Origin of the sequence: Burkholderia sp. Ac-20353, from assembly GCF_017104785.1 — a bacterium.
Lineage (GTDB): Bacteria > Pseudomonadota > Gammaproteobacteria > Burkholderiales > Burkholderiaceae > Burkholderia.
This window is the reverse complement of sequence record NZ_JAAGPL010000168.1, coordinates 1-19,329: the sequence shown is the minus strand read 5'-3', so window position 1 is coordinate 19,329 and position 19,329 is coordinate 1. Positions and strand designations below refer to the sequence as shown.

Sequence of the window (19,329 nt, the reverse complement as noted above, 5' to 3'; positions counted from 1 at the left end):
GCACGGCCGCGGCGCTCGCCGAAGCCGGCGTCGCGATCCTGACCAACGCGCCGGGCGACTGCGCGTTCCCGCCGGTGCGCCAGCTGCGCGCGGCGGGCGTGAACGTGTTCGCGGGCAACGACAACATCCGCGACGCGTGGTGGCCGTACGGCAACGGCGACATGCTGCAGCGCGCGATGCTGGTCGGCTATCGCTCGGGCTTCTACTCCGACGACGACCTCGGCATCGCACTCGACATGGCGACGCATGCGGGTGCGCGTGTGATCGGCATCGAGCGTTACGGGCTCGCAGTCGGCTGCGACGCGACCTTCGTCGCGGTGCGCGCGCCGAATGCGGCGGCGGCGGTCGCGGGCGTGCCGGCGGAACGCTGGGTCGTGCGGCACGGCGAAAGCGATAGAGGTGCGCCGCTCACGCCGGCGCTGCATTTCGCGCGCTGACGCGGCCGGGCCGGCCGCCGCCTGCCGGTTGCCTGCTACCTGTTACCCGTTACCCGTTACCCGTTACCCGTTACCGGCCCGCATCGTTCTGACGAAGGGACACGCTCATGACAAGCCTGCTGATTCGCAATCTCCGCACGGGTGCCGGCGACGCGCTCGATATCCTGATCGACGGCGAGCGCATCGCGCGAGTCGGCCCGTCGCTCGATGCGCCGGCCGGCTGCACGGTCGAGGACGGCGCGGGGGCGCTCGTGCTGCCGGGCCTCGTCGAAGGCCACACGCACCTCGACAAGACGCACTGGGGAATGCCGTGGTATCGCAACGAAGTCGGCCCGCGTCTCGTCGACCGCATCGAGAACGAGCGGCGCTGGCGCGCGACGAGCGGCCATGACGCCGGCGCGCAGTCGCTCGCGCTTGCGCGTGCGTTCCTCGCGGCCGGCACGACGCGGCTGCGCACGCATGTCGACATCGACACCGACGCGGGGCTGCGCCATCTGCACGGCGTGCTCGACACGCGCACGACGCTGCGCGGGCAGATGGAAATCCAGATCGTCGCGTTTCCGCAATCGGGCGTGCTCAAGCGGCCCGGCACCGATGCGTTGCTGGCCGACGCGCTGCGCGCGGGCGCCGACCTGCTCGGCGGGCTCGATCCGTGCGCGATCGAAGGCGATCCGGCTGACGCGGTCGACGTGCTGTTCGGGATTGCCGAGCGTTTCGGATGCGGGCTCGACATCCACCTGCACGAGCCGTCGACGATGGGCGCATTCTCGCTCGACCTGATCCTGCAGCGCACGGCCGCGCTCGGGATGCAGCGGAAAGTCACGATCAGCCATGGGTTCTGTCTCGGCGAGATCGGCGAACGCGCGCGCGATGCGCTGCTTGCGCGGATGGCCGAACTCGGCGTCGCGCTCGTCACGACCGCGCCGGCGTCGGTCGCGGTGCCGTCGCTGGCGGCATGCCGCGCGGCGGGCGTGACCGTCATCGGCGGCAACGACGGGATTCGCGATACGTGGACGCCGTACGGTTCGCCCGACATGCTCGAACGCGCGATGCTGATCGGCATGCGCAACGATTTGCGTCGCGACGACGCGCTCGAGCTCGCGCTCGACTGCGTGACGCATGCCGGGGCGCGCGGTTGCGGTTTCGCGGATTACGGGCTGACGCCCGGCTGCCGCGCGGACCTCGTGCTCGTCGATGCGCTGACGCCCGCGGAGGCGGTCGTTGCGCGGCCGGTGCGCAAGCTCGTGGTGTCGGCGGGGACGATCGTCGCGCGCGAAGGCGCGCTGGTCTGAGCGCGCGCGGGCCGAGTCGAGGCACGCAGGCTCTCGTCTGCGAGCACGACGCGCGCGACGTTGCCGTGCGTGCGTCGGATCGGGCGCTCGGGTCTACCGCCGCTCGCGCTCCAGCATCGCGGCGAGCGCCTTCGTCAGCGCGATGACCATCGGATCGGCGGTCGGCCGGTGCAGGATTGCGATGTCCATGTTCTCGATCGGCGCGAACCCCTGCTTCGCGGTCAGCACGACGTGCTCGGCCGTGACGACGCGCGCGGGCAGCACGCTGATGCCGAGGCCGTCGGCGACGGCGGCCTGGATCCCGCTCAGGCTCGACGTCGTGAAGCTGATCCGCCAGCGTCGGCCGCGCTCCTCGATCGCCTTGATCATGTCGTCGCGATACAGCCCGCGCGGCGGAAACGTGACGATCGGCACCGGATCGAGATCGATCGACGGATGTTTCGCGCTGTCGATCCATTTCAGCTTCTCCGGCCAGCGCGCGACCACCTCGCGGCTGTCGCGGCGCTGCTTGATCAGCACGAGATCGAGATCGCCGCGGTCGTACGCGGCGCTGATGTCGCGGCTCAGCCCACACGTCACTTCGAGCTTGACCTGCGGATGCTCGCGCTTGAACGCCGCGAGTGCATGCGTGGTGCGGCCCGCCGCGAAATCGTCGGGCACGCCGAGCCGGATCGTCACCGCGACGGTCGCGCCCGACAGCGCCTCGAGCATCTCGTCGTTGAGCGCGAGCATCCGCCGCGCATAGCTGAGCATCGTCACGCCCGCGTCGGTCGGCCGCACGTCGCGCGTGCCGCGATCGAGCAGCCGGTGCCCCGCGATCTCCTCCAGCCGCCGCACCTTCTGGCTGACCGTCGATTGCGTCGAATGCAGCCGCGCGGACGCCGTCGTGAAACTGCCGCAATCGGCGACCATCACGAGCGCCCGCAGCAGGTCGAGGTCGAACAGGGGTCTATTCATTTCTGCACTTTTGTGGATCCGGGCATTTCATTTTCCGATGCGGGCGACGATTTTTAACATGCGCGGACGTGACGGGCAATTGCTGTTTCGCCGGGGCGAATGGAACGGATGCGAACGTCGCGGATACGAACGGCGAGACGCCGCAGCAGCATGCGCGGCAGTGCTGGTATTCGAAGGTCGTGCGGATACGAGCGGCTGCCTTCTCGGCCGCCTTGACCTCGACCGGCACCGGCACCTCGTCGAGCACGACCGAAAGCTGCGATTCATACCCTTCCGGAATCTGCCTCCCTCGCAGTATAGACTGCCGGTCCGATCGGTGTTCCGGCCACGGCGCGGAACCTCGCCACTTCGACCGGTATAGACATCCTTGTCCACAGCAAATCGGTGGAAACGAGACTCTGTAGCGTGCATGCGTCGCGCGGGGTATACACCGATAATTCCCTGAAATTGGCGCGAAATTTCGCGTACCAAGGCCTTCCTTCCACCGTTCCCGCACGTCGCCAGTCCATCCGCGCCCGCACCCGGCCCGCCCGGCCTTCCCACCGCTTGCGCTCAAAAATATAGCAGTCTAGACTGCATCCCAGCTTCATCGGAAAACAAACTGTTCGCATGCCGCGCCGGCCATTCGGTGCGGCATTCCCCACCGGACGCCAGGGCGGCTGCCCGCCGCGTCGAGACTTCGAAGGAAAAGCGATGAACCGGACTGCAAAGTTTCTCGTTACCGTGCTGGCGTTCGCGCCGCTCGTATCGTTCGCCCAGGACACGACGACGATCCGCTGGGGTATCGACCCCACGTATCCGCCGTTCGAGGCGAAGCAGCCGGACGGCGCGCTCGCCGGCTTCGACATCGACCTGCGCAATGCGATCTGCGAGCAGCTGCATGCGAAATGCGTGTGGGTCGAGCAGGGTTTCGACGGGATGATTCCGGCGCTGCGCGCGCGCAAGTTCGACGTGATCATGTCGGCGATGACGGCGACCGACGAGCGGCTCAAGCAGATCGACTTCTCGAACAAGCTGTACGCGTCGCCGGGCGCGCTGGTCGCGCCAGCCGGCTCGAAGCTGCTGCCGACCGTGGCGTCGCTCGCGGGCAAGCGCATCGGCATCGACCAGGGCACGACGCAGGAGGCGTACGCGAAGGCCGAATGGGCGCCGAAGGGCGTGACGATCGTGTCGTACCAGAACCAGGACCAGGTGTATCAGGATCTCGTCAACGGCCGCCTCGACGCGACGTTCCAGGACAAGACGCAGGCCGGCTATTCGTTCCTGAAGACGCCGCGCGGCAAGGGCTTCGCGTTCGCCGGCCCCGACGTGACGGATGTGCGCATCACCGGCTACGGTGTCGCGATGGGGCTGCGCAAGGGCGATGCCGACCTGAAGAACCGCCTGAACACCGCGATCGCCGCGATCCGCGCGAACGGCACGTATCAGAAGATCGCAGCCAGGTACTTCGATTTCGACATCTATGGCGCGAAGCCGTGATGTCGTGATCCCGTGATTCAACCCAAGGACAGGCAAGCCATGACCATGAGTATTCGAGACCGCGTCGCGAAGGCCGTCACGCCCGAGCTGATCGACGCGTTTCGCGCGGAAGGCGCGGTATGCATCAAGGGCATTTTCTCGCCGGACGAGATCGCGACGCTGAAGGCCGGCATCGACACGAACCTCGCGCAGCCGAGCGCGCGTTCGAAGGTCGCGAGCCGGCCCGACGATCCGGGCTGGTTCTTCGAGGATTTCTGCAACTGGCAGCACAACGACGCGTATCGTGATTTCATCGTCGGGTCGCCCGCGCCGTCCGTCGCGGCCGCACTGATGGGGGGCGACGCTGTGCGGCTCCATCATGACCACCTGCTCGTCAAGGAGCCTGGCACGCGGCAGCGCACGCCGTGGCACCAGGATCAGCCTTACTACAACATCGAAGGCGACGATAACGTCAGCATGTGGATTCCGGTCGATCCGGTGCCGCTCGAATCGACGCTGGAATTCGTCGCCGGGTCGCACCGCGGCCCGTGGCTGATGCCGCGCACGTTCATGGACAAGGAAGCGAAGTGGTTTCCGGAAGGCAGCCTCGCCGATCTGCCTGACATCGAAGGGGATCGCGCCGCGTTTCCGATCCGGCACTGGGCGCTCGAACCGGGCGACATGGTGTGCTTCCGGATGCTGACGCTGCATGCGTCGGGCGGCACGCAGAACCGTCGCCGCGCGTTCTCGATCCGCTTTGTCGGCGACGACGTTCGCCACGCGCCGCGGCGCTGGAAGACGTCGCCGGATTTCCCGGGCCTCGCCGACGAACTGCCGGACGGCGCGCCGCTCGCGCATTCGTTGTTCCCGGTCGTGTGGACGAAGGGCGCGGGGCAGGTGGCCGCACTCTGAAGATGTCGCGCGCGGCCGGCGCCGTGCGCGTTACGCCTGCCGGCGCCCCGCGCCCGGCTTGAAGCGCGAACCGAGCCGGTAGCGGTTGCCCGGATGCAGGAAGTGCACGAACGTGACGGGCAGGCCGTTGGTCCAGGTGCGGCGCGTGAGCGTCAGGCACGGTTCGCCGGCACGCATGTCGAGCAGCTGCGCCTGCTCGCCCGACGGCAACGACGCGTCGACAACGTGCTCGATCTCCAGTTCGTAGTGCGACACATTGTTGTACAGGTACTCGGACGGCGGCTCGGTCTGGAAGTCCTGGTCGATGAAGCCGGGCGCGGCGGCGGGATTCACGTAGCGATCCTCGAGCTGGATCGGCCGGCCGTTCTCCTCATGCACGCAGACGACGTGAAACACCGGCGTGTTGACCGGCAGGCCGAACGCGGCTGCGACGTCGAACGACGCGGGCTCGCGCGACTTGCTGAGCACGCGGCACCGGTATTCGTGGCCGCGCGCGCGAATCTCGTCGCGGATGTGCGCAATCATCAGCAGGTTCGATTGCGGCTTGTGCTCGGCGACGAACGTGCCGACGCCCGCGGTGCGCTTCAGTGCGCCTTCCTCGGTCAGTTCGCGCAGCGCGCGGTTCACCGTCATGCGCGCGACGCCGAACTGCGCGGCGAGATCGAGCTCGGACGGAATGCGGTCCCCCGGATGCCAGTCGCCGGATTCGATCTTCTCGCGAACGCGCGTCTTGATCTGCTGGAATGGCGCGGTGGTCTTCTTGACCATCGGGGAATCCTTCGGGGGAACGTGATCGGGGGATTCTATATCGGTTGGCATCTTCGCCCGCCCGAAGCCCGTGAAAGCCCTGAAGCCTCTGAAAGCCCGGAAGGGCGGGTTATGCCGCGCATCCGGATCAACCTGCCGGCAATTCGCGCACATCCGCGGTCGGCACCGTCCCGAACGCGTCGGAGAGCGCGTAGTCGATCAGCTGCCGCGCGGCGGCGTCCGGCGTCGCGAGCGCGCCGCTCGCCTTCAGCTGGTCGAACTTGTCGCGCAGCGGGAAATGGTCGGTGCTGGTCGAGCGGATCGTCGCCTGCATGCCCGTATCCACGACACCCGGCGCGACGCTGCAGATCCGCAGCCCGCGCGTCGCGTCCAGCGCGACCGCGCGCGCGTGATGGTCGAGCGCGGCCTTGGTCGCGCAGTAGATGCTCCAGCCCGCGTACGCATTGCGCGCCGCGCCGCTCGATACGTGCAGCACGCGGCGCTCGGCGGCATCGGGCGCGGCCTTCGCGAGCGCGGCCGACAACATCAGCGGCGTCGCGACGTTCAGGCTGACTGCGCGCGCGATCGCCGCCGGGTCCTGCGCGTCGAGCGGGCCGATCGGCTCGACGGTGCCGGCGTTGTTGAAGAGCAGCACGGTCGATGCGCCGTCGACGAAGCGGCGCAGCGCATCGCCGGCCAGCCACGCTTCGACGCGCGCCGGGTCCGACAGGTCGAGTTCGACTTCGGCGAAGCGATCGCCGGCCTGTGTGCCGAGCGACGGATGACGGCTGCGCGACAGGCCGAGTACGGCGATGTCCCGCTGCAGCAGTTGCGCGGCGAGCGCGGCGCCGAGGCCGCGCGTGTGACCGGTGACGATCGCGCGGACGTTCGGGGAAGGTGACGGCGTGTTGATCATGGCGATGGAAAAACGGACGGGAGTGAGCGGCGGTGTGCGTGCTTGCGGCGCGGCATGCGGGCGATCCTGATAATCGCAGACATGCGAATGAAGCGGTATCGTAGCGCCGGCGTTCGCGTCGCGCAAACGCTGGCGCCGACGCCGTGCGTCGACCTGTCCGATCTCCTCTGCCGCCGCACCAGCTATCATATGGCTCGACCCGCCCGGCGCAGCCGGCGGGCCGCGATCCGCTTCCCTTCACCCGCAGCACGCCGCGACGCCACCCGACTCATGAACACCACACCGGATACTCCTACGCCACGCCCTCTCCGTGAACTGACGCCGCTCGAGGCGCGCATCCTCGGTGTGCTGGTCGAGAAACAGCACACGGTGCCCGATACGTACCCGCTGTCGCTCAATGCGCTGACCGCAGGCTGCAACCAGAAAACCGCGCGCTTGCCGGTGATGAACGTCACCGAGGCCGAGGTGACGACGGCAATCGACGCGCTGAAGCACCTGAGCATCGTGATGGAAGGCAGCAGCAGCCGCGTGCCGCGCTTCGAGCACAACGTGAACCGGGTGCTCGGCATCCCGAGCCAGGCGATCGCGCTGCTGACGATCCTGCTGCTGCGCGGCCCGCAAACGGCCGCCGAGCTGCGCCTGAACACCGCGCGCCTGCACGGCTTCGCCGACATCTCGTCGGTCGAGGCGTTCCTGGACGAGCTGGCGACGCGCCAGCCGCCGCTCGTCGTCCGGCTCGTGCGTGCGCCCGGCGCGCGCGAGAACCGCTGGATGCACCTGATGTGCGGCGAAGTGAGTGCAAGCGACATCGCGGGGCCGGACGCGGGCGGCGCGGATTCCGTGCCGCCGTCGGAATTCGAGGCGCTGAAGGCCGAACAGAAGCGCCTCGCGGACGAAGTCGCCCGCCTCAACGCGCTCGTTCAGCGGATGGCGACCGAACTCGGGATCGACGTCGAAGCGTCGGGCGAGTCGTCCTGAGCGGAACGGGCTGCCCCGCCGATGCGTCCGCTGGGCCGCGGGTGGGGCGAGTGCCATAATCGAGCCTGCCAGTCACGCCAGTCATTCCAGACGACCCCGGAGATCACCATGAAAAACCTCGACAATCCTTCGCACGATCGCGAGGTAGGCGTAGCCGACGCGACGCAGGACACCACGCGCATCGACGACGTCCGTATCGGCGCCGTCCGTCCGCTGATTTCGCCGGCGCTGCTGCAGGACGAACTGCCGGTGCCGGCCGCCACGCAGACGCTCGTCGAGGACACCCGCAAGGCGATCGGCGACATCCTGCATGGCCGCGACGACCGGCTGCTGCTCGTCGTCGGCCCGTGCTCGATCCATGACCACGACCAGGCGCTCGACTACGCGCGCCGCCTGAAAGTCGTCGCCGATGCGCTGAAGGACGATCTGCTGATCACGATGCGCGTGTACTTCGAGAAGCCGCGCACGACGGTCGGCTGGAAGGGCTATATCAACGATCCGCGGCTCGACGGCAGCTTCCGCATCAACGAAGGGCTGCGCGCCGCGCGCCAGTTGCTGCTCGACATCAACGCGCTCGGCTTGCCGGCCGCGACCGAGTTCCTCGACCTGCTGAGCCCGCAGTACATCGCGGACCTGATCGCGTGGGGGGCGATCGGCGCGCGCACGACCGAAAGCCAGAGCCACCGGCAGCTCGCGTCGGGGCTGAGCTGCCCGATCGGCTTCAAGAACGGCACCGACGGCGGCGTGCAGGTCGCGTCGGACGCGATCGTCGCCGCGCGCGCGAGCCATGCGTTCATGGGAATGACGAAGATGGGCATGGCCGCGATCTTCGAGACGCGCGGCAACGACGACGCGCACGTGATCCTGCGCGGCGGCAAGAACGGCCCGAACTACGATGGCGCGCACGTCGAGGCGAGCTGCGCGGTGCTGCGCGCGGCGGGCCTGCGCGAGCAGGTGATGGTCGACTGCTCGCACGCGAACTCGAACAAGTCGCACGAGCGCCAGATCGACGTCGCGCAGGATCTCGCGCGGCAACTGTCGCAGGGCGAGCACCGGATCGTCGGCGTGATGGTCGAGAGCCATCTCGAGGCCGGGCGCCAGGACCTGAAGCCGGGCGTGCCGCTGAAGTACGGCGTGTCGATCACCGACGCGTGCCTGAGCTGGACGCAGACCGAACCCGTGCTCGACGTGCTCGCCGAGGCGGTGCGGCATCGGCGCGTGTATTCGCGTAACGCTTGATGTAACCCGCGCAACCCGCGCGGTGCCGTTGCGGCCTGTCGATACCGATGTTGATCTTGATCAGGCCCGACAAACCGCAGCGGCAGCGGATTTGACGGCGGCACGCGAAAAATGACGCTAAGATGACAATAGTGTTGCGTCACGCGATGCGGCCATGCGAGCCGGCCGGGCGCACACGCAGCGGCGGTGTGTGCCGGCCGCCGCGCCATCGACGAAGTGCGCGGCGCTCACCGATCCGCCACGGCGCCTGCGCCGCTTCGCTCCCGGAACCAACGACAACCAAACCGGAGTGTAATTACCATGGCTTTCTACAAGACCGTCGTCGCCGCCGCCGTGCTCGCGTCGAGCGTCAGCGCGCATGCGCAGGTCGCGGGCGCCCAGCAGCTCAGCGTCACCGTCCAGCAATCGGAAGTGTTGCTCGAAGGCTGGAGCGTGAAGAAAAGCGTGCTCGGCAAGCGCGTGTATAACGACGACAACCAGAAGGTCGGCACGATCCGCGACCTGATCGTCGCGCCGGACGGCTCGATCTCGGCGGCAATCGTGTCGGCCGGCGGCTTCCTCGGGGTCGCCGCGCACGACGTCGCGGTGCCGATCGCGTCGCTCGACGTGCGCAACGGCAACATCTACCTGCCGGGCGCGACGAAGGAAGCGCTGAAGGCGACGCCGGCGTTCCAGTACGCGAAGGTGCCGTCGCCGCCGAAGCCGAAGCAGCTCGACGACAAGCATTGAACCTTATCCGCGAGTGACTCGGATGACGCGGATGATGCGGACGGCCCGGTGCGCAATGCATCGGGCCGCTTTCGTTCATGCGTGGCCGTGACGTTTCATCTTCAGCACGCGCGAAACCTGACCGGTCGTGAACCCGCTGTTGCGCACGTGGTGCTCGTAATCGAGCGGTACGGTCAACGATTCGCTGACGACGAACATCCCGACGAAACGAAACGCGTCGGTTTCCATCTTGAGGAACACCGGAATCGCGCCGCCCTGGTTGGCGAGCGTCCTGCCGGCGGCACGCGCGGACGCGCTGCCGTCGCAGATGATGACGTCCGGCGCGTGCGGATTGAGGTCCGTGCGCAGGCAGGCGGCTACGACCTTGCCGTTCTTCGTGGGCAGAAAGGCTTGCTTGCTGCCGCCACAGGTCGTGTGGATGGATTCGCGGGTGTAATTCTTGTTGAGTTCAAACATGTCGATACTCCAGGGTCGTCAAATGCGAGGCGCGCACACAGGCGTGCCCGCGGATCGAATCGTCGGCGTAATGGTCTGAGCGCGCTTGAAGTCAGGCCGGGTTGGCAGGCGAAATCGCACGCTCGTGCGTGATCCATTCGCTCAGCATCCGCAGCATCACCTTGCCCTTACGCGTGATGGAGAACTTGGGATCGCCGTTGTCGCGATCGATGAGTTCCGCAAGTCCGGCATCGCGGAGCATGGTCATGTCGAGCGTTCCCCGCTCGACTTCGACCGGTGCCTGTTCAAGCAGCATCAATGCCGCCATTTCGTGCGCGCTCAGCCGCGGCATGCCGGCCGGCGCCGAATTCATGTGTAGCTCGTTCATCAGTAATCCTTTCTTTAATCGCGCGCGACCAGCGCGCGGATCATGTCGTTCGCGATGCGCGAACGAAGCGAAGCCTCGGTGGACGGACGAAAGGCAAGGGGCTGCGTCGCGATGCTGGCGCTGCGTTCGCGGTTGCCATGCGCGCATGAAGCGCCAGGCACAGGCCGGCTGAATCGCTGCGGTTCAGTTATCCGTGCACGCGGAAGTACGCTCGGGAGAGTAACGACGGGTGCGCACCGCTCGCCTTTCGGCAAGACGATGGCTCGGGAAAGAGCAGGCGTCCTGCCTGTCAGGTGGGGAAACGACTTGGGGGGCGAGAACTTCGAATGGTCATGTCACCAACTCTCGATGGGATTACGGAAGGATTTTAGTGAGTCGCCATCCGGTGGCAAGTAAAAAGGTTGTAAAGGGTGGATCCCGAATCAGCTCACCTTGCGGCGCGCCGCTTCCGTCAGGTTTCATGTGACGAATCCCGTGCTGCGGCTGTCCGGAACATCCCGCTCAAAGCGGATGAGCGGCGCCTGCCTGCGACAACAGCGATACGGCGGCCGGGTCGGGCATGCCGTTGGCGTCGATCGCCCCTGCCTTCGCCAGCGCGACGAGATCGCTGTCGACGCCGGGCTGGCCGACCACGAACGGTGTCGTCAGGAATGCTTGCGTCGTCAGCGTGAGCGCATAGTGCTGCTGGAGATTCGCGATGACCGCCGCCTGCGCGGCCTGCACGTCGGACTGGTTTTCCAGCACCTGCTGCACATGCGTGCTGTTCGGCAGGTTGGCGATCAGGCCGCCGGTGGTCGTGCCGAGCTGCGACGCGAGATAGACGACCATCAGCTCGGTTTCGGGCGTCGTATTGAAGGTGCCGCCGGCGAACGCGAGCGAATGCAGCGTCGTGCCGCCGGACGTCACGGTGAGCACGCACGGGAGCGTCGCATTGAACGTCAGGCTGTAGTTCCCGCCACCGTCCGACAGCGCGGAGCCCGAACCCTGCGCGCAGAGGGCGGTGACCGTCGCACTGGCCAGCGCCGGGCCGGTGGCGGCCGTGCCGGAGACGGTGACGGTCTGCGTGCCGTTGCCGTTTCCGTTGAAGCATCCGTCGTTGAAACCGAAGCACGCGTCGCCGCCGCACGAGGACAGCGCAGCCAGCGAAGCCACGCAAAGGGCGCCCAGCGCGGGGCGGATGAAGCGCGCATCGTGAAGGTTCATGGCGGCTGCTTCCAACGGGAAGAGGACGCGCCGGCCGGTTGCACAAGACGGCCGGCGCTTCGTTCCATTCTAGGTTTTATTCCGCGGCACTGCTTTGCGCTGCGACCGGTTGCGTTCGAAATGAATTCACGGCTCGCATTCAGCCTACGTAATTCTACGTAGCCTCGCATACGTAGTTATCCGCTTGTAAGCCGTCCGCCGAACGCGAATACTACGAGCCCATCATGCCGGCCTTTGCGAGGCCGGCACGACGTGCAATACCGACAAACGAACGCGCGGCAACCCGGCCGCGCGATATCCATAACCACAGGAGACACCATGAATCGGGCTTCCAGCACCCTGATCTGGATTGCGGTCGCGCTATTGGGCGCGTTCGCGTTCGGCACCATCGCGCTCGCGCACGGCGAGCGGGTCAGTGCCCTCTGGATCGTGATCGCCGCAGTCTGCGTGTATCTGATCGCGTATCGCTTCTACAGCCGCTTCATCGCCAGCAAGGTCGTGCAGCTCGACGGGCTGCGGATGACGCCGGCCGTCCGGCACAACGACGGCCTCGACTACGTGCCGACCAACAAGTACGTGCTGTTCGGCCATCACTTCGCCGCGATCGCCGGCGCAGGGCCGCTCGTCGGCCCGGTGCTCGCCGCGCAGATGGGCTACACGCCCGGCATGCTGTGGATTCTCGCAGGCGTCGTGTTCGCGGGCGCGGTGCAGGACTTCATCGTGCTGTTCATCTCGACGCGCCGCGACGGCCGCTCGCTCGGCGATCTCGTCAAGATGGAACTCGGCACCGTGCCCGGCGTGATCGCGCTGTTCGGCGCGTTCCTGATCATGGTGATCATCCTCGCGGTGCTCGCGCTGATCGTCGTGAAGGCGCTGACCAACTCGCCGTGGGGCACGTTCACCGTCGCCGCGACGATTCCGATCGCGCTGTTCATGGGCGTCTATACGCGCTACATCCGTCCGGGCCGCATCGGCGAAGTGTCGATCATCGGCTTCGTGGGCCTGATGGCATCGATCGCGTTCGGCCAGACCGTGCACGACTCGCCGACGCTCGCCGCGTGGTTCACGTTCAACGGCACGCAGCTCACGTGGATCCTGATCGGCTACGGCTTCGTCGCGTCGGTGCTGCCGGTGTGGCTGCTGCTCGCGCCGCGCGACTACCTGTCGACGTTCCTGAAGATCGGCACGATCGTCGGTCTCGCGATCGGCATCCTGATCGTCGCGCCGGAGCTGAAGATGCCCGCGCTGACGAAGTTCGTCGACGGCACGGGCCCCGTGTGGTCGGGCAACCTGTTCCCGTTCCTGTTCATCACGATCGCGTGCGGCGCGGTGTCGGGCTTTCACGCGCTGATCTCGTCGGGCACGACGCCGAAGCTGCTCGACAATGAAACCAACGCACGCTTCATCGGCTACGGCGCGATGCTGATGGAATCGTTCGTCGCGATCATGGCGCTGGTTGCCGCATGCGTGATCGAGCCGGGCGTCTACTTCGCGATGAATGCGCCGGCCGCGGTGCTCGGCTCGACGCCGGAAGCGGTCGCGAACACCGTCACGCAATGGGGCTTCATGCTGACGCCGGACATGCTCACGCAAACCGCGAAGGCCGTCGGCGAGACGACGATCATCGCGCGCGCGGGCGGCGCGCCGACGCTGGCGGTCGGCATGGCGCAGATCCTGCACCAGGTGATCGGCGGCGAAGCGATGATGGCGTTCTGGTATCACTTCGCGATCCTGTTCGAGGCGCTGTTCATTCTGACGGCCGTCGATGCGGGCACACGCGCGGGCCGCTTCATGCTGCAGGACCTGCTCGGCACGTTCCATCCGGCGCTCAAGCGCACCGAGTCGCTGCCGGCGAACCTGGTCGCGACCGGGCTGTGCGTCGCGGCCTGGGGTTACTTCCTGTATCAGGGCGTCGTCGACCCGCTCGGCGGCATCAACACGCTGTGGCCGCTGTTCGGCATCTCGAACCAGATGCTCGCGGCGATCGCGCTGGTGCTCGGCACCGTCGTGCTGTTCAAAATGAAGCGCGAGCGCTACGCGTGGGTCACGCTCGTGCCGACCGTGTGGCTGCTGATCTGTACGCTGACGGCCGGCTGGCAGAAGGTGTTCGACTCGAACCCGAAGGTGAGCTTCCTCGCGCATGCCGCGAAGCTGCAGGCGGCGGTCGACGAGGGCAAGGTGCTCGCGCCGGCGAAGTCGATCGCGCAGATGCAGCGGATCATCTTCAACGACTACATCGACGCCGCGCTGGCCGGGCTGTTCATTCTCGTCGTGGTGAGCATCGCGGTGTACGGCGTGCTCGCGATCCTGCGCGCGCGCCGCGAAGCGAAGCCGACCGTGCGCGAGACGCCGTACGAGTCGATGCCGGCCGCGCAGGCGCTCGGCAGCGGACGCTAAGGGGAGGCCGCGATGTTTTCTGATCTCGGCGGTGATCTGCGCAGCGCGGGCCGCTACCTGGGCCAGGCGTTGCGGCTGATGGTCGGCCTGCCCGACTACGACACCTACGTCGCGCACATGCGCGAAACGCACCCCGACCGCGAGCCGATGACGTACGAGGAATTCTTCCGCGAACGTCAGAACGCGCGGTATGGGTCAGGGGCGGGCAAGTGCTGTTGAGTAGGTGACGCGGCACGAACAAAACAGAAAGGCGTCATGGCTTGCGGGCCATGACGCCTTTTTGCATGTCGACGGCAAACCGGCGCGCTTGCGCAACGCATGCACCATGCATCATGCGCTCGCGCGTGACCACGGTCCGTCGTCGCGACCGTCAGTCGCTGTCGTGACGCAGCGCAAGAACAGCCGCCGCACCCGCGGCGAGCGCGATCGTGGCCAACGCGACTGCAAAGCCGGTCGCGCCGGCCGTGAAGCCGACACGATCGATCGCGTACCCGGTCATCACGGGCATCAGGCCCGCCGGGAGGTAGCCGCCAATGTTCATGACGGCGTTCGCCTCGGCACGCCGTGCGTCCGGTACGTGCAGGCCGATCAGCGTCAGGCCGCCGAGCTGTCCGAGGCCTTGCCCCGCGCCTGCGAAGAGCGCCGCCGCGACAAGGACGAAGACGGCGGCCGACGACGCATGCACGGCGATGCACAGCATCACCATCGACAGCAGGGTGGCGACGGTGCCGGCCACGAACGTCGACCGGATCGAGCCGCGCCGCGCGACGAACTGGACGCCGGTGGCGGCCAGGAACATCGCGCAGGCCATCCCGCCCGCGAGCAGCGGGCTGCGGACATGTAGCAGGCGCGCGAGCAACGACGGGCCCAACGCAAGCACGAAGGAGGTCGCGGTGATGCCCGGCCCGAACACGGCGATGCCGCTGGCGACGTGGCGCCGGTTGTGCGCAGGGATCGACGGCAGATGCAGCACCGGTGCATCGCTTCGCACGTGCGCGGGCCGATTGCGCGGTAGCCACAGGGCGACCGCCAACGCGCTCAGCAGGATCACGAACTCGCCGCCGAAGACGATCGCGGCCGGATGCGCGGCGGTTTGCGCGGCGACTCCGGCGAGCAACGGCCCGAGTCCCGCCCCGAACACCATGGCCACCGACGCGAGCAGCGCCGCCTTGCGCCGCTCGGCACCGGCGAGATCGATCACCGACGCCATGCCCGCCGACACGATCACGCCGACCGCGATACCCGTCAGCAATCGGGCAACCGCGAGCATCGCGACGGACGACGCGGTCGCGAACAACGCGCATGCGATCAGCGCCACGACGAGGCCGGGCAGCAAAACCGGCTTGCGCCCGTAACGGTCCGAAAGCTGGCCGGCGACGAGCAGCGTGCCCAGCAGGCCGGCGATATAGAGCGCGAAGATGACGGTCAGCGTGCCGGACGAGAAACCGAGTGCGCGCTGCCAGGACACGTACAGCGGCGTCGGCGAGTTGGACAGCATGAACACGGCGGTGACCATCCACGCGGCGTGCACCATGCGGGGCACGGGACGCGTGGCTGCGTGTCGGGATTGGGGAACGGCGGTGTCGGACATGAACGCACTCCTTGTACGAGTTTTTTCGAACTATAGCTTAGTTCGAAAAAACTCGTACAGGGTGATATGCTTGCGGGCATGAAACGAGTCCACGATGAACGTGCGGCCGGCATCATGCCGGCGCCTGCGGATTTGCCCGACCCGCTGCCGGAGCCGGGCGTCGCCGAGCTTCGCCTCGAAACCATACTCGGCGCGCTGGCCGATCCGTTGCGGCTGACGATCGTGAAGAAGCTGATGCTGGAATCCGAGGCTTACGATCATCCTTGCGGCTGGTTCGGCTTCGATCGCCCGAAATCGTCGCTGACCCATCATTTCAAGGCGCTGCGCGACGCAGGCGTGCTGCGCCAGCGTCAATACGGACTCGAGCGGCGCAGCCGCGTGCGCACGGAAGATCTCGATTTGCGATTTCCCGGCCTGCTGAAGCTAGTGGCCGAGTGGGAACCGCCTGCAGACAACGCGGGCTGACGGCCGCCGGGATGCCCGTTCGCCGCTGTGCGGGACGTCGCCCACCAGACCGCGGCGGCGAGCACGGATAGCCCGATCGCGACAGCGAGCGCCACGTGCATCGCAAACCGGAATGGCTGCAGCGTCGCAATGAACGCGCCGAAGATCGCGACGCCGAGGGCGGAGCCGCTCTGTCGCGCGGTGTTCAGCACGGCGGCTGCGATGCCCGCGCGGCCTTTCGCGACGGCGCCGAGTGCGGGCGAGGTCGCGGCCGGCGAGATGAAGCCCGACGCGAACCCGATCACCAGCATCGGTGTTACTGCGAACCAGTACGGCGACGTCGCGGTCGACAGCATCATGCCGAGCGCGCCTGCCGCATACAGGCCGAACGCGGCGCACATCGGCCAGCGTCCGCCGAAGCGTCTGACGAGCCGGCTCGACAGCAGGCCGCCGGCCGCGACCATCGCCGTCATCGGCAGGAACGCGAGCCCGGCGGCGAGCGGCGACTCGCCGCGAACCTGCTGGAAGAACAGGCTGAACGTGAACATCAGCCCGTAGAACACGAACGCGGACGCCATCGACACGAAGGTCGATCCGGCGAAGAGCGCGCTGCGAAAGAAGGCCAGCGGCAGCATCGGATTGCGCACCCGCGCCTCGATCGCGATCAACGCGATCCATGCGACGCAGCACACGGCGATGCCGGCGACGATCGGCGTTGCTCGCCAGCCGAGCGACGGCCCCTCGATCAGCACGCCGATCAGCGTGCCGAGCGCGACGATTGCCGCTGCCTGCCCCATCCAGTCGAAGTGTCGGGTCCGCTCGGCATCCATGCGCGCAGCCGAGCGCGCGAGCCACACGCCGGCCAGCCCGATCGGCAGGTTCACGAAGAAGATGCTGCGCCAGCCGAACAGCTGGATCAGCAGCCCGCCGATCAGCGGGCCCGCGGCCATCGCGACGCCGCCGCATCCCATCCAGACACTGACCGCCGCCGCGCGCTCGCCCGGATCGGGATACGCGCGGTTGATCAGCGCGAGCGAGCACGGCACCAGCATCGCGCTGCCGACGCCTTGCAGCACGCGCGCCAGCGCAAGGGCCGTCAGGTTCGGCGCGAAGCCGCAGAGCACCGATGCGGCAACGAACACCGCGAGCCCCGCAATGTAGACGTTGCGCGCGCCGAGCCGGTCGCACAGGGTGCCGCCCGTCAGCAGCAGGCTCGCGAACGTCAGCGTGTACGCGTTCACGATCCATTGCAGACCGGCGACGTGGCTGTCGAGCGTCCGCGCGATTTCTCGCAGCGCGACGTTGACGATCGATGCGTCGAGCAGGACGAGCGTGTAGCTGACGCTGGTCGCCACGAGAATCCGGTGGCGGGCGTCGGTAGGCAGGTTGGCTTTCATCGGATCCCCGCGGAGGGATGAATAAAAAGCCAATGTATCGACGCGATGCCCGGTGACGTTTCACAGCGATCCGAAACGTGGATGTCGCGCCGTCGTGCCGTCCGAGGCCGTCAGCCGCGCGGCGAGCGCCGCAGCGTCGTCGAGCGACGCCACCGCTTCGTGCGGAATCCCGAACGCCTTCACGGCCGTCTCGCCGTGCGCGGCCACTGCTGCGCGCCGCTCCGGATCGGGCTCGACGCTGATCAGCGCCTTGCACACCGCGCCGAGCGCCGCCTTGTTCTGCTTGAGCCAGACCGCGCGATGCCTGCGGTCCTCGTGTGTTTCATCGGCGTCGAGCGACACATATACGACGACGAACGCCGCACCCTCGCGCATCAGCGCATCGATCTCCTTTTCCCATTGCGATGCGTAGCCCGGCGTCGCGGCCTGCGCGCGGAACACGCAGAACGGAAACCGGCTGATGTCGTGCACGACGAATTCTTGCGGATCGAGATTCATGGTGATTTCCCGGTGAAGCATGACTAACGATAAAAACGCGGGCCTGCCGGGCGTCAGCGTGTGGAGCCCGTCTGCAGGCCGTCGGCCTGCACGACCGGCGTGGCCTGCGCAACTGTCGAGACCGGCGCGGCCTGCGCGACCGGCGAGACCGGCGCGACCGGCGAGACCGGCGCATCGTTGCGCCAGCCGGCGCCGAGCGCCTTGTACAGCGCGATCACGCCCTGCACCTGCGCGAGCTTGCTGAGCGCGAGCGCATCGCGGGCGCGGTAGGTCGCGCGCTGCGCGGTGAGCACCGACAGGTATTCGCTCAACCCGTTGCGATAGAGCCGCGTCGCGCGCGACTGCGCATCCTGGCTGCTGCCGACTGCCGCGACGAGCGACGCCTGCCGGTCGCGCTCCGCATGGATCTCGGCGAGCGCGTCCTCCACTTCGCGGAACGCGATGCGGATGCGCTGCTCGTACGCGAGCCTCGCCGCTTCGGCAGCGGCGCGTGCGGCGCTGACGCCGGCCTTCGCGCGGCCGCCGTCATACAGCATCTGCGTGCCTTCGAGCGCAACCGACCACGCGACGCTCGCGCTCGTGAACAGGTCCTGCACGAGGCTCGCGGTCGTGCCGACGCTGAGCGGGATCGCGAACTGCGGGAACTGCGCGGCGCGCGCGACGCCGATCTGCGCGTTCGCGGCCGCGAAACGCCGCTCGGCGGCACGGAGGTCCGGTCGCTCGCGGATCACGTCCGCCGGCAGCGTGACGGGCAGCTGCGGCGCGACAGGCAGCGTCGCGCCGGGCGCATTCAGCGCGTCGCGCAGGTCGCCCGGAAAGCCGCCGGTCAGCAAGCCGATCGCGTGCGTGAGCCGCGCGACGTTCGCCTGCAGCGGCGGCAGCGCGGCCTGCGCAAGCTCGAGCTCGGCGCGCGCCTGCGAGACCTCGAACGACGTGCCGAGACCGTGCCGCTCCGAGCGTTCGGTCAGCCGGCGCGTCGCGTCGAGGCTCGCGACGTTGTCGGTCGCGAGCTGCAGCCGCGCCTGGGTCGCGCGCAGTTCCGCGTAATCCGACGCGAGCTCGGCGAGCAGGCTCACCAGCACCGCGCGGCGATCGTCGTCGATCGCGTCGAGCTGCGCGTCGGCGGATTCGATCGCACGCCGCGTGCCGCCGAAGATATCGAGTTCCCACGACGCGTCGAAGCCGAGCCGGTACGTGCGCGACTGGCCGATGCCCGGCGGCCAGTCGAGCGCGCGCGACGAGCGCAGCGCGTTTGCGGTGCCGCCCGCGGACACGGTCGGGCCGAGCCGGCTCGCGATCTGGTCGCGCTCG

Annotated in this window: 21 protein-coding genes; 9 read left to right on the top strand and 12 right to left on the bottom strand. The window is 67.8% G+C overall.

Annotation, left to right across the window (positions count from 1 at the left end):
• Positions 1-437 (top strand): amidohydrolase family protein (locus tag G3N94_RS31410; protein WP_205797187.1); only part of this gene is annotated, 437 nt, incomplete at its 5' end.
• A gap of 107 nt (positions 438-544) precedes the next feature.
• On the top strand, positions 545-1,729 hold the full coding sequence (locus G3N94_RS31405) for an amidohydrolase family protein (protein WP_205797185.1): 1,185 nt from the start codon (positions 545-547) through the stop codon (positions 1,727-1,729).
• A 93-nt stretch (positions 1,730-1,822) separates the two neighbouring features.
• Here G3N94_RS31405 and G3N94_RS31400 read toward each other — a convergent pair whose 3' ends face one another.
• Both G3N94_RS31400 and G3N94_RS31395 read right to left on the bottom strand, forming a co-directional pair.
• Complete coding sequence (locus G3N94_RS31400; RefSeq protein WP_205797183.1) at positions 1,823-2,686, bottom strand: LysR family transcriptional regulator; 864 nt, start codon at positions 2,684-2,686, stop codon at positions 1,823-1,825.
• Positions 2,679-2,933: a hypothetical protein gene (locus tag G3N94_RS31395; RefSeq protein ID WP_205797181.1), complete on the bottom strand. Its 255-nt coding sequence runs from the start codon at positions 2,931-2,933 to the stop codon at positions 2,679-2,681. Before G3N94_RS31395 ends, G3N94_RS31400 begins: the two co-directional genes overlap by 8 nt.
• A 446-nt stretch (positions 2,934-3,379) precedes the next feature.
• On the opposite strand from G3N94_RS31395, the gene G3N94_RS31390 reads away from it, so the two are divergent.
• The gene (locus G3N94_RS31390; protein WP_205797179.1) at positions 3,380-4,165 is read left to right on the top strand and encodes an ABC transporter substrate-binding protein; all 786 of its coding nucleotides are present in this window, start codon (positions 3,380-3,382) and stop codon (positions 4,163-4,165) included.
• A gap of 39 nt (positions 4,166-4,204) precedes the next feature.
• The gene (locus G3N94_RS31385; RefSeq protein WP_205797177.1) at positions 4,205-5,056 is read left to right on the top strand and encodes a phytanoyl-CoA dioxygenase family protein; all 852 of its coding nucleotides are present in this window, start codon (positions 4,205-4,207) and stop codon (positions 5,054-5,056) included.
• Positions 5,057-5,086: 30 nt separating this feature from the next.
• Here the strand turns inward: G3N94_RS31385 and hutC are convergent, their stop codons facing one another.
• Complete coding sequence (gene hutC, locus G3N94_RS31380) at positions 5,087-5,824, bottom strand: histidine utilization repressor (protein WP_205797175.1); 738 nt, start codon at positions 5,822-5,824, stop codon at positions 5,087-5,089.
• Between the two features lie 127 nt (positions 5,825-5,951).
• Positions 5,952-6,719: an SDR family oxidoreductase gene (locus G3N94_RS31375; RefSeq protein ID WP_205797173.1), complete on the bottom strand. Its 768-nt coding sequence runs from the start codon at positions 6,717-6,719 to the stop codon at positions 5,952-5,954.
• Positions 6,720-6,989: 270 nt separating this feature from the next.
• Between G3N94_RS31375 and G3N94_RS31370 the strand changes: the two genes are divergently transcribed.
• From G3N94_RS31370 to G3N94_RS31360, 3 genes are all read left to right on the top strand, one after another.
• On the top strand, positions 6,990-7,697 hold the full coding sequence (locus tag G3N94_RS31370) for a YceH family protein (protein ID WP_205797170.1): 708 nt from the start codon (positions 6,990-6,992) through the stop codon (positions 7,695-7,697).
• A 108-nt stretch (positions 7,698-7,805) separates the two neighbouring features.
• Positions 7,806-8,936: a 3-deoxy-7-phosphoheptulonate synthase gene (locus G3N94_RS31365; protein ID WP_241022170.1), complete on the top strand. Its 1,131-nt coding sequence runs from the start codon at positions 7,806-7,808 to the stop codon at positions 8,934-8,936.
• A gap of 300 nt (positions 8,937-9,236) precedes the next feature.
• Complete coding sequence (locus G3N94_RS31360) at positions 9,237-9,665, top strand: PRC-barrel domain-containing protein (RefSeq protein ID WP_205797167.1); 429 nt, start codon at positions 9,237-9,239, stop codon at positions 9,663-9,665.
• Positions 9,666-9,740: 75 nt separating this feature from the next.
• On the opposite strand, the gene G3N94_RS31355 is transcribed toward G3N94_RS31360, so the two are convergent.
• The 3 genes from G3N94_RS31355 to G3N94_RS31345 form a co-directional block, all read right to left on the bottom strand.
• Positions 9,741-10,121, bottom strand: coding sequence for a hypothetical protein (locus G3N94_RS31355; protein WP_205797165.1), 381 nt, complete (start codon positions 10,119-10,121; stop codon positions 9,741-9,743).
• Positions 10,122-10,212: 91 nt separating this feature from the next.
• A complete protein-coding gene (locus G3N94_RS31350) occupies positions 10,213-10,473 on the bottom strand; it encodes a hypothetical protein (protein ID WP_241022169.1) in 261 nt (86 codons plus the stop codon).
• 516 nt (positions 10,474-10,989) lie between these two features.
• On the bottom strand, positions 10,990-11,691 hold the full coding sequence (locus G3N94_RS31345) for a hypothetical protein (RefSeq protein ID WP_205797162.1): 702 nt from the start codon (positions 11,689-11,691) through the stop codon (positions 10,990-10,992).
• Positions 11,692-12,009: 318 nt separating this feature from the next.
• Between G3N94_RS31345 and G3N94_RS31340 the strand changes: the two genes are divergently transcribed.
• Together G3N94_RS31340 and G3N94_RS31335 are read left to right on the top strand one after the other, a co-directional pair.
• Complete coding sequence (locus G3N94_RS31340) at positions 12,010-14,088, top strand: carbon starvation CstA family protein (RefSeq protein WP_205797160.1); 2,079 nt, start codon at positions 12,010-12,012, stop codon at positions 14,086-14,088.
• Between the two features lie 12 nt (positions 14,089-14,100).
• A complete protein-coding gene (locus G3N94_RS31335) occupies positions 14,101-14,307 on the top strand; it encodes a YbdD/YjiX family protein (protein ID WP_006761279.1) in 207 nt (68 codons plus the stop codon).
• Between the two features lie 151 nt (positions 14,308-14,458).
• Here the strand turns inward: G3N94_RS31335 and G3N94_RS31330 are convergent, their stop codons facing one another.
• The 5 genes from G3N94_RS31330 to G3N94_RS31310 all read right to left on the bottom strand — a co-directional run.
• Positions 14,459-15,679, bottom strand: coding sequence for an MFS transporter (locus G3N94_RS31330; RefSeq protein ID WP_205797159.1), 1,221 nt, complete (start codon positions 15,677-15,679; stop codon positions 14,459-14,461).
• Positions 15,680-15,709: 30 nt separating this feature from the next.
• Positions 15,710-16,033 (bottom strand): hypothetical protein, encoded by a 324-nt coding sequence (locus tag G3N94_RS31325; protein ID WP_205797156.1) that lies wholly within the window; start codon positions 16,031-16,033, stop codon positions 15,710-15,712.
• Positions 16,030-17,520 (bottom strand): MFS transporter, encoded by a 1,491-nt coding sequence (locus G3N94_RS31320; RefSeq protein ID WP_205797153.1) that lies wholly within the window; start codon positions 17,518-17,520, stop codon positions 16,030-16,032. The genes G3N94_RS31325 and G3N94_RS31320 overlap by 4 nt, the downstream gene beginning before the upstream one ends.
• Before the next feature lie 60 nt (positions 17,521-17,580).
• The gene (locus tag G3N94_RS31315) at positions 17,581-18,018 is read right to left on the bottom strand and encodes a hypothetical protein (RefSeq protein ID WP_205797151.1); all 438 of its coding nucleotides are present in this window, start codon (positions 18,016-18,018) and stop codon (positions 17,581-17,583) included.
• 53 nt (positions 18,019-18,071) lie between these two features.
• On the bottom strand, positions 18,072-19,329 hold a 1,258-nt coding region (locus G3N94_RS31310), incomplete at its 5' end, for an efflux transporter outer membrane subunit (protein WP_241022168.1).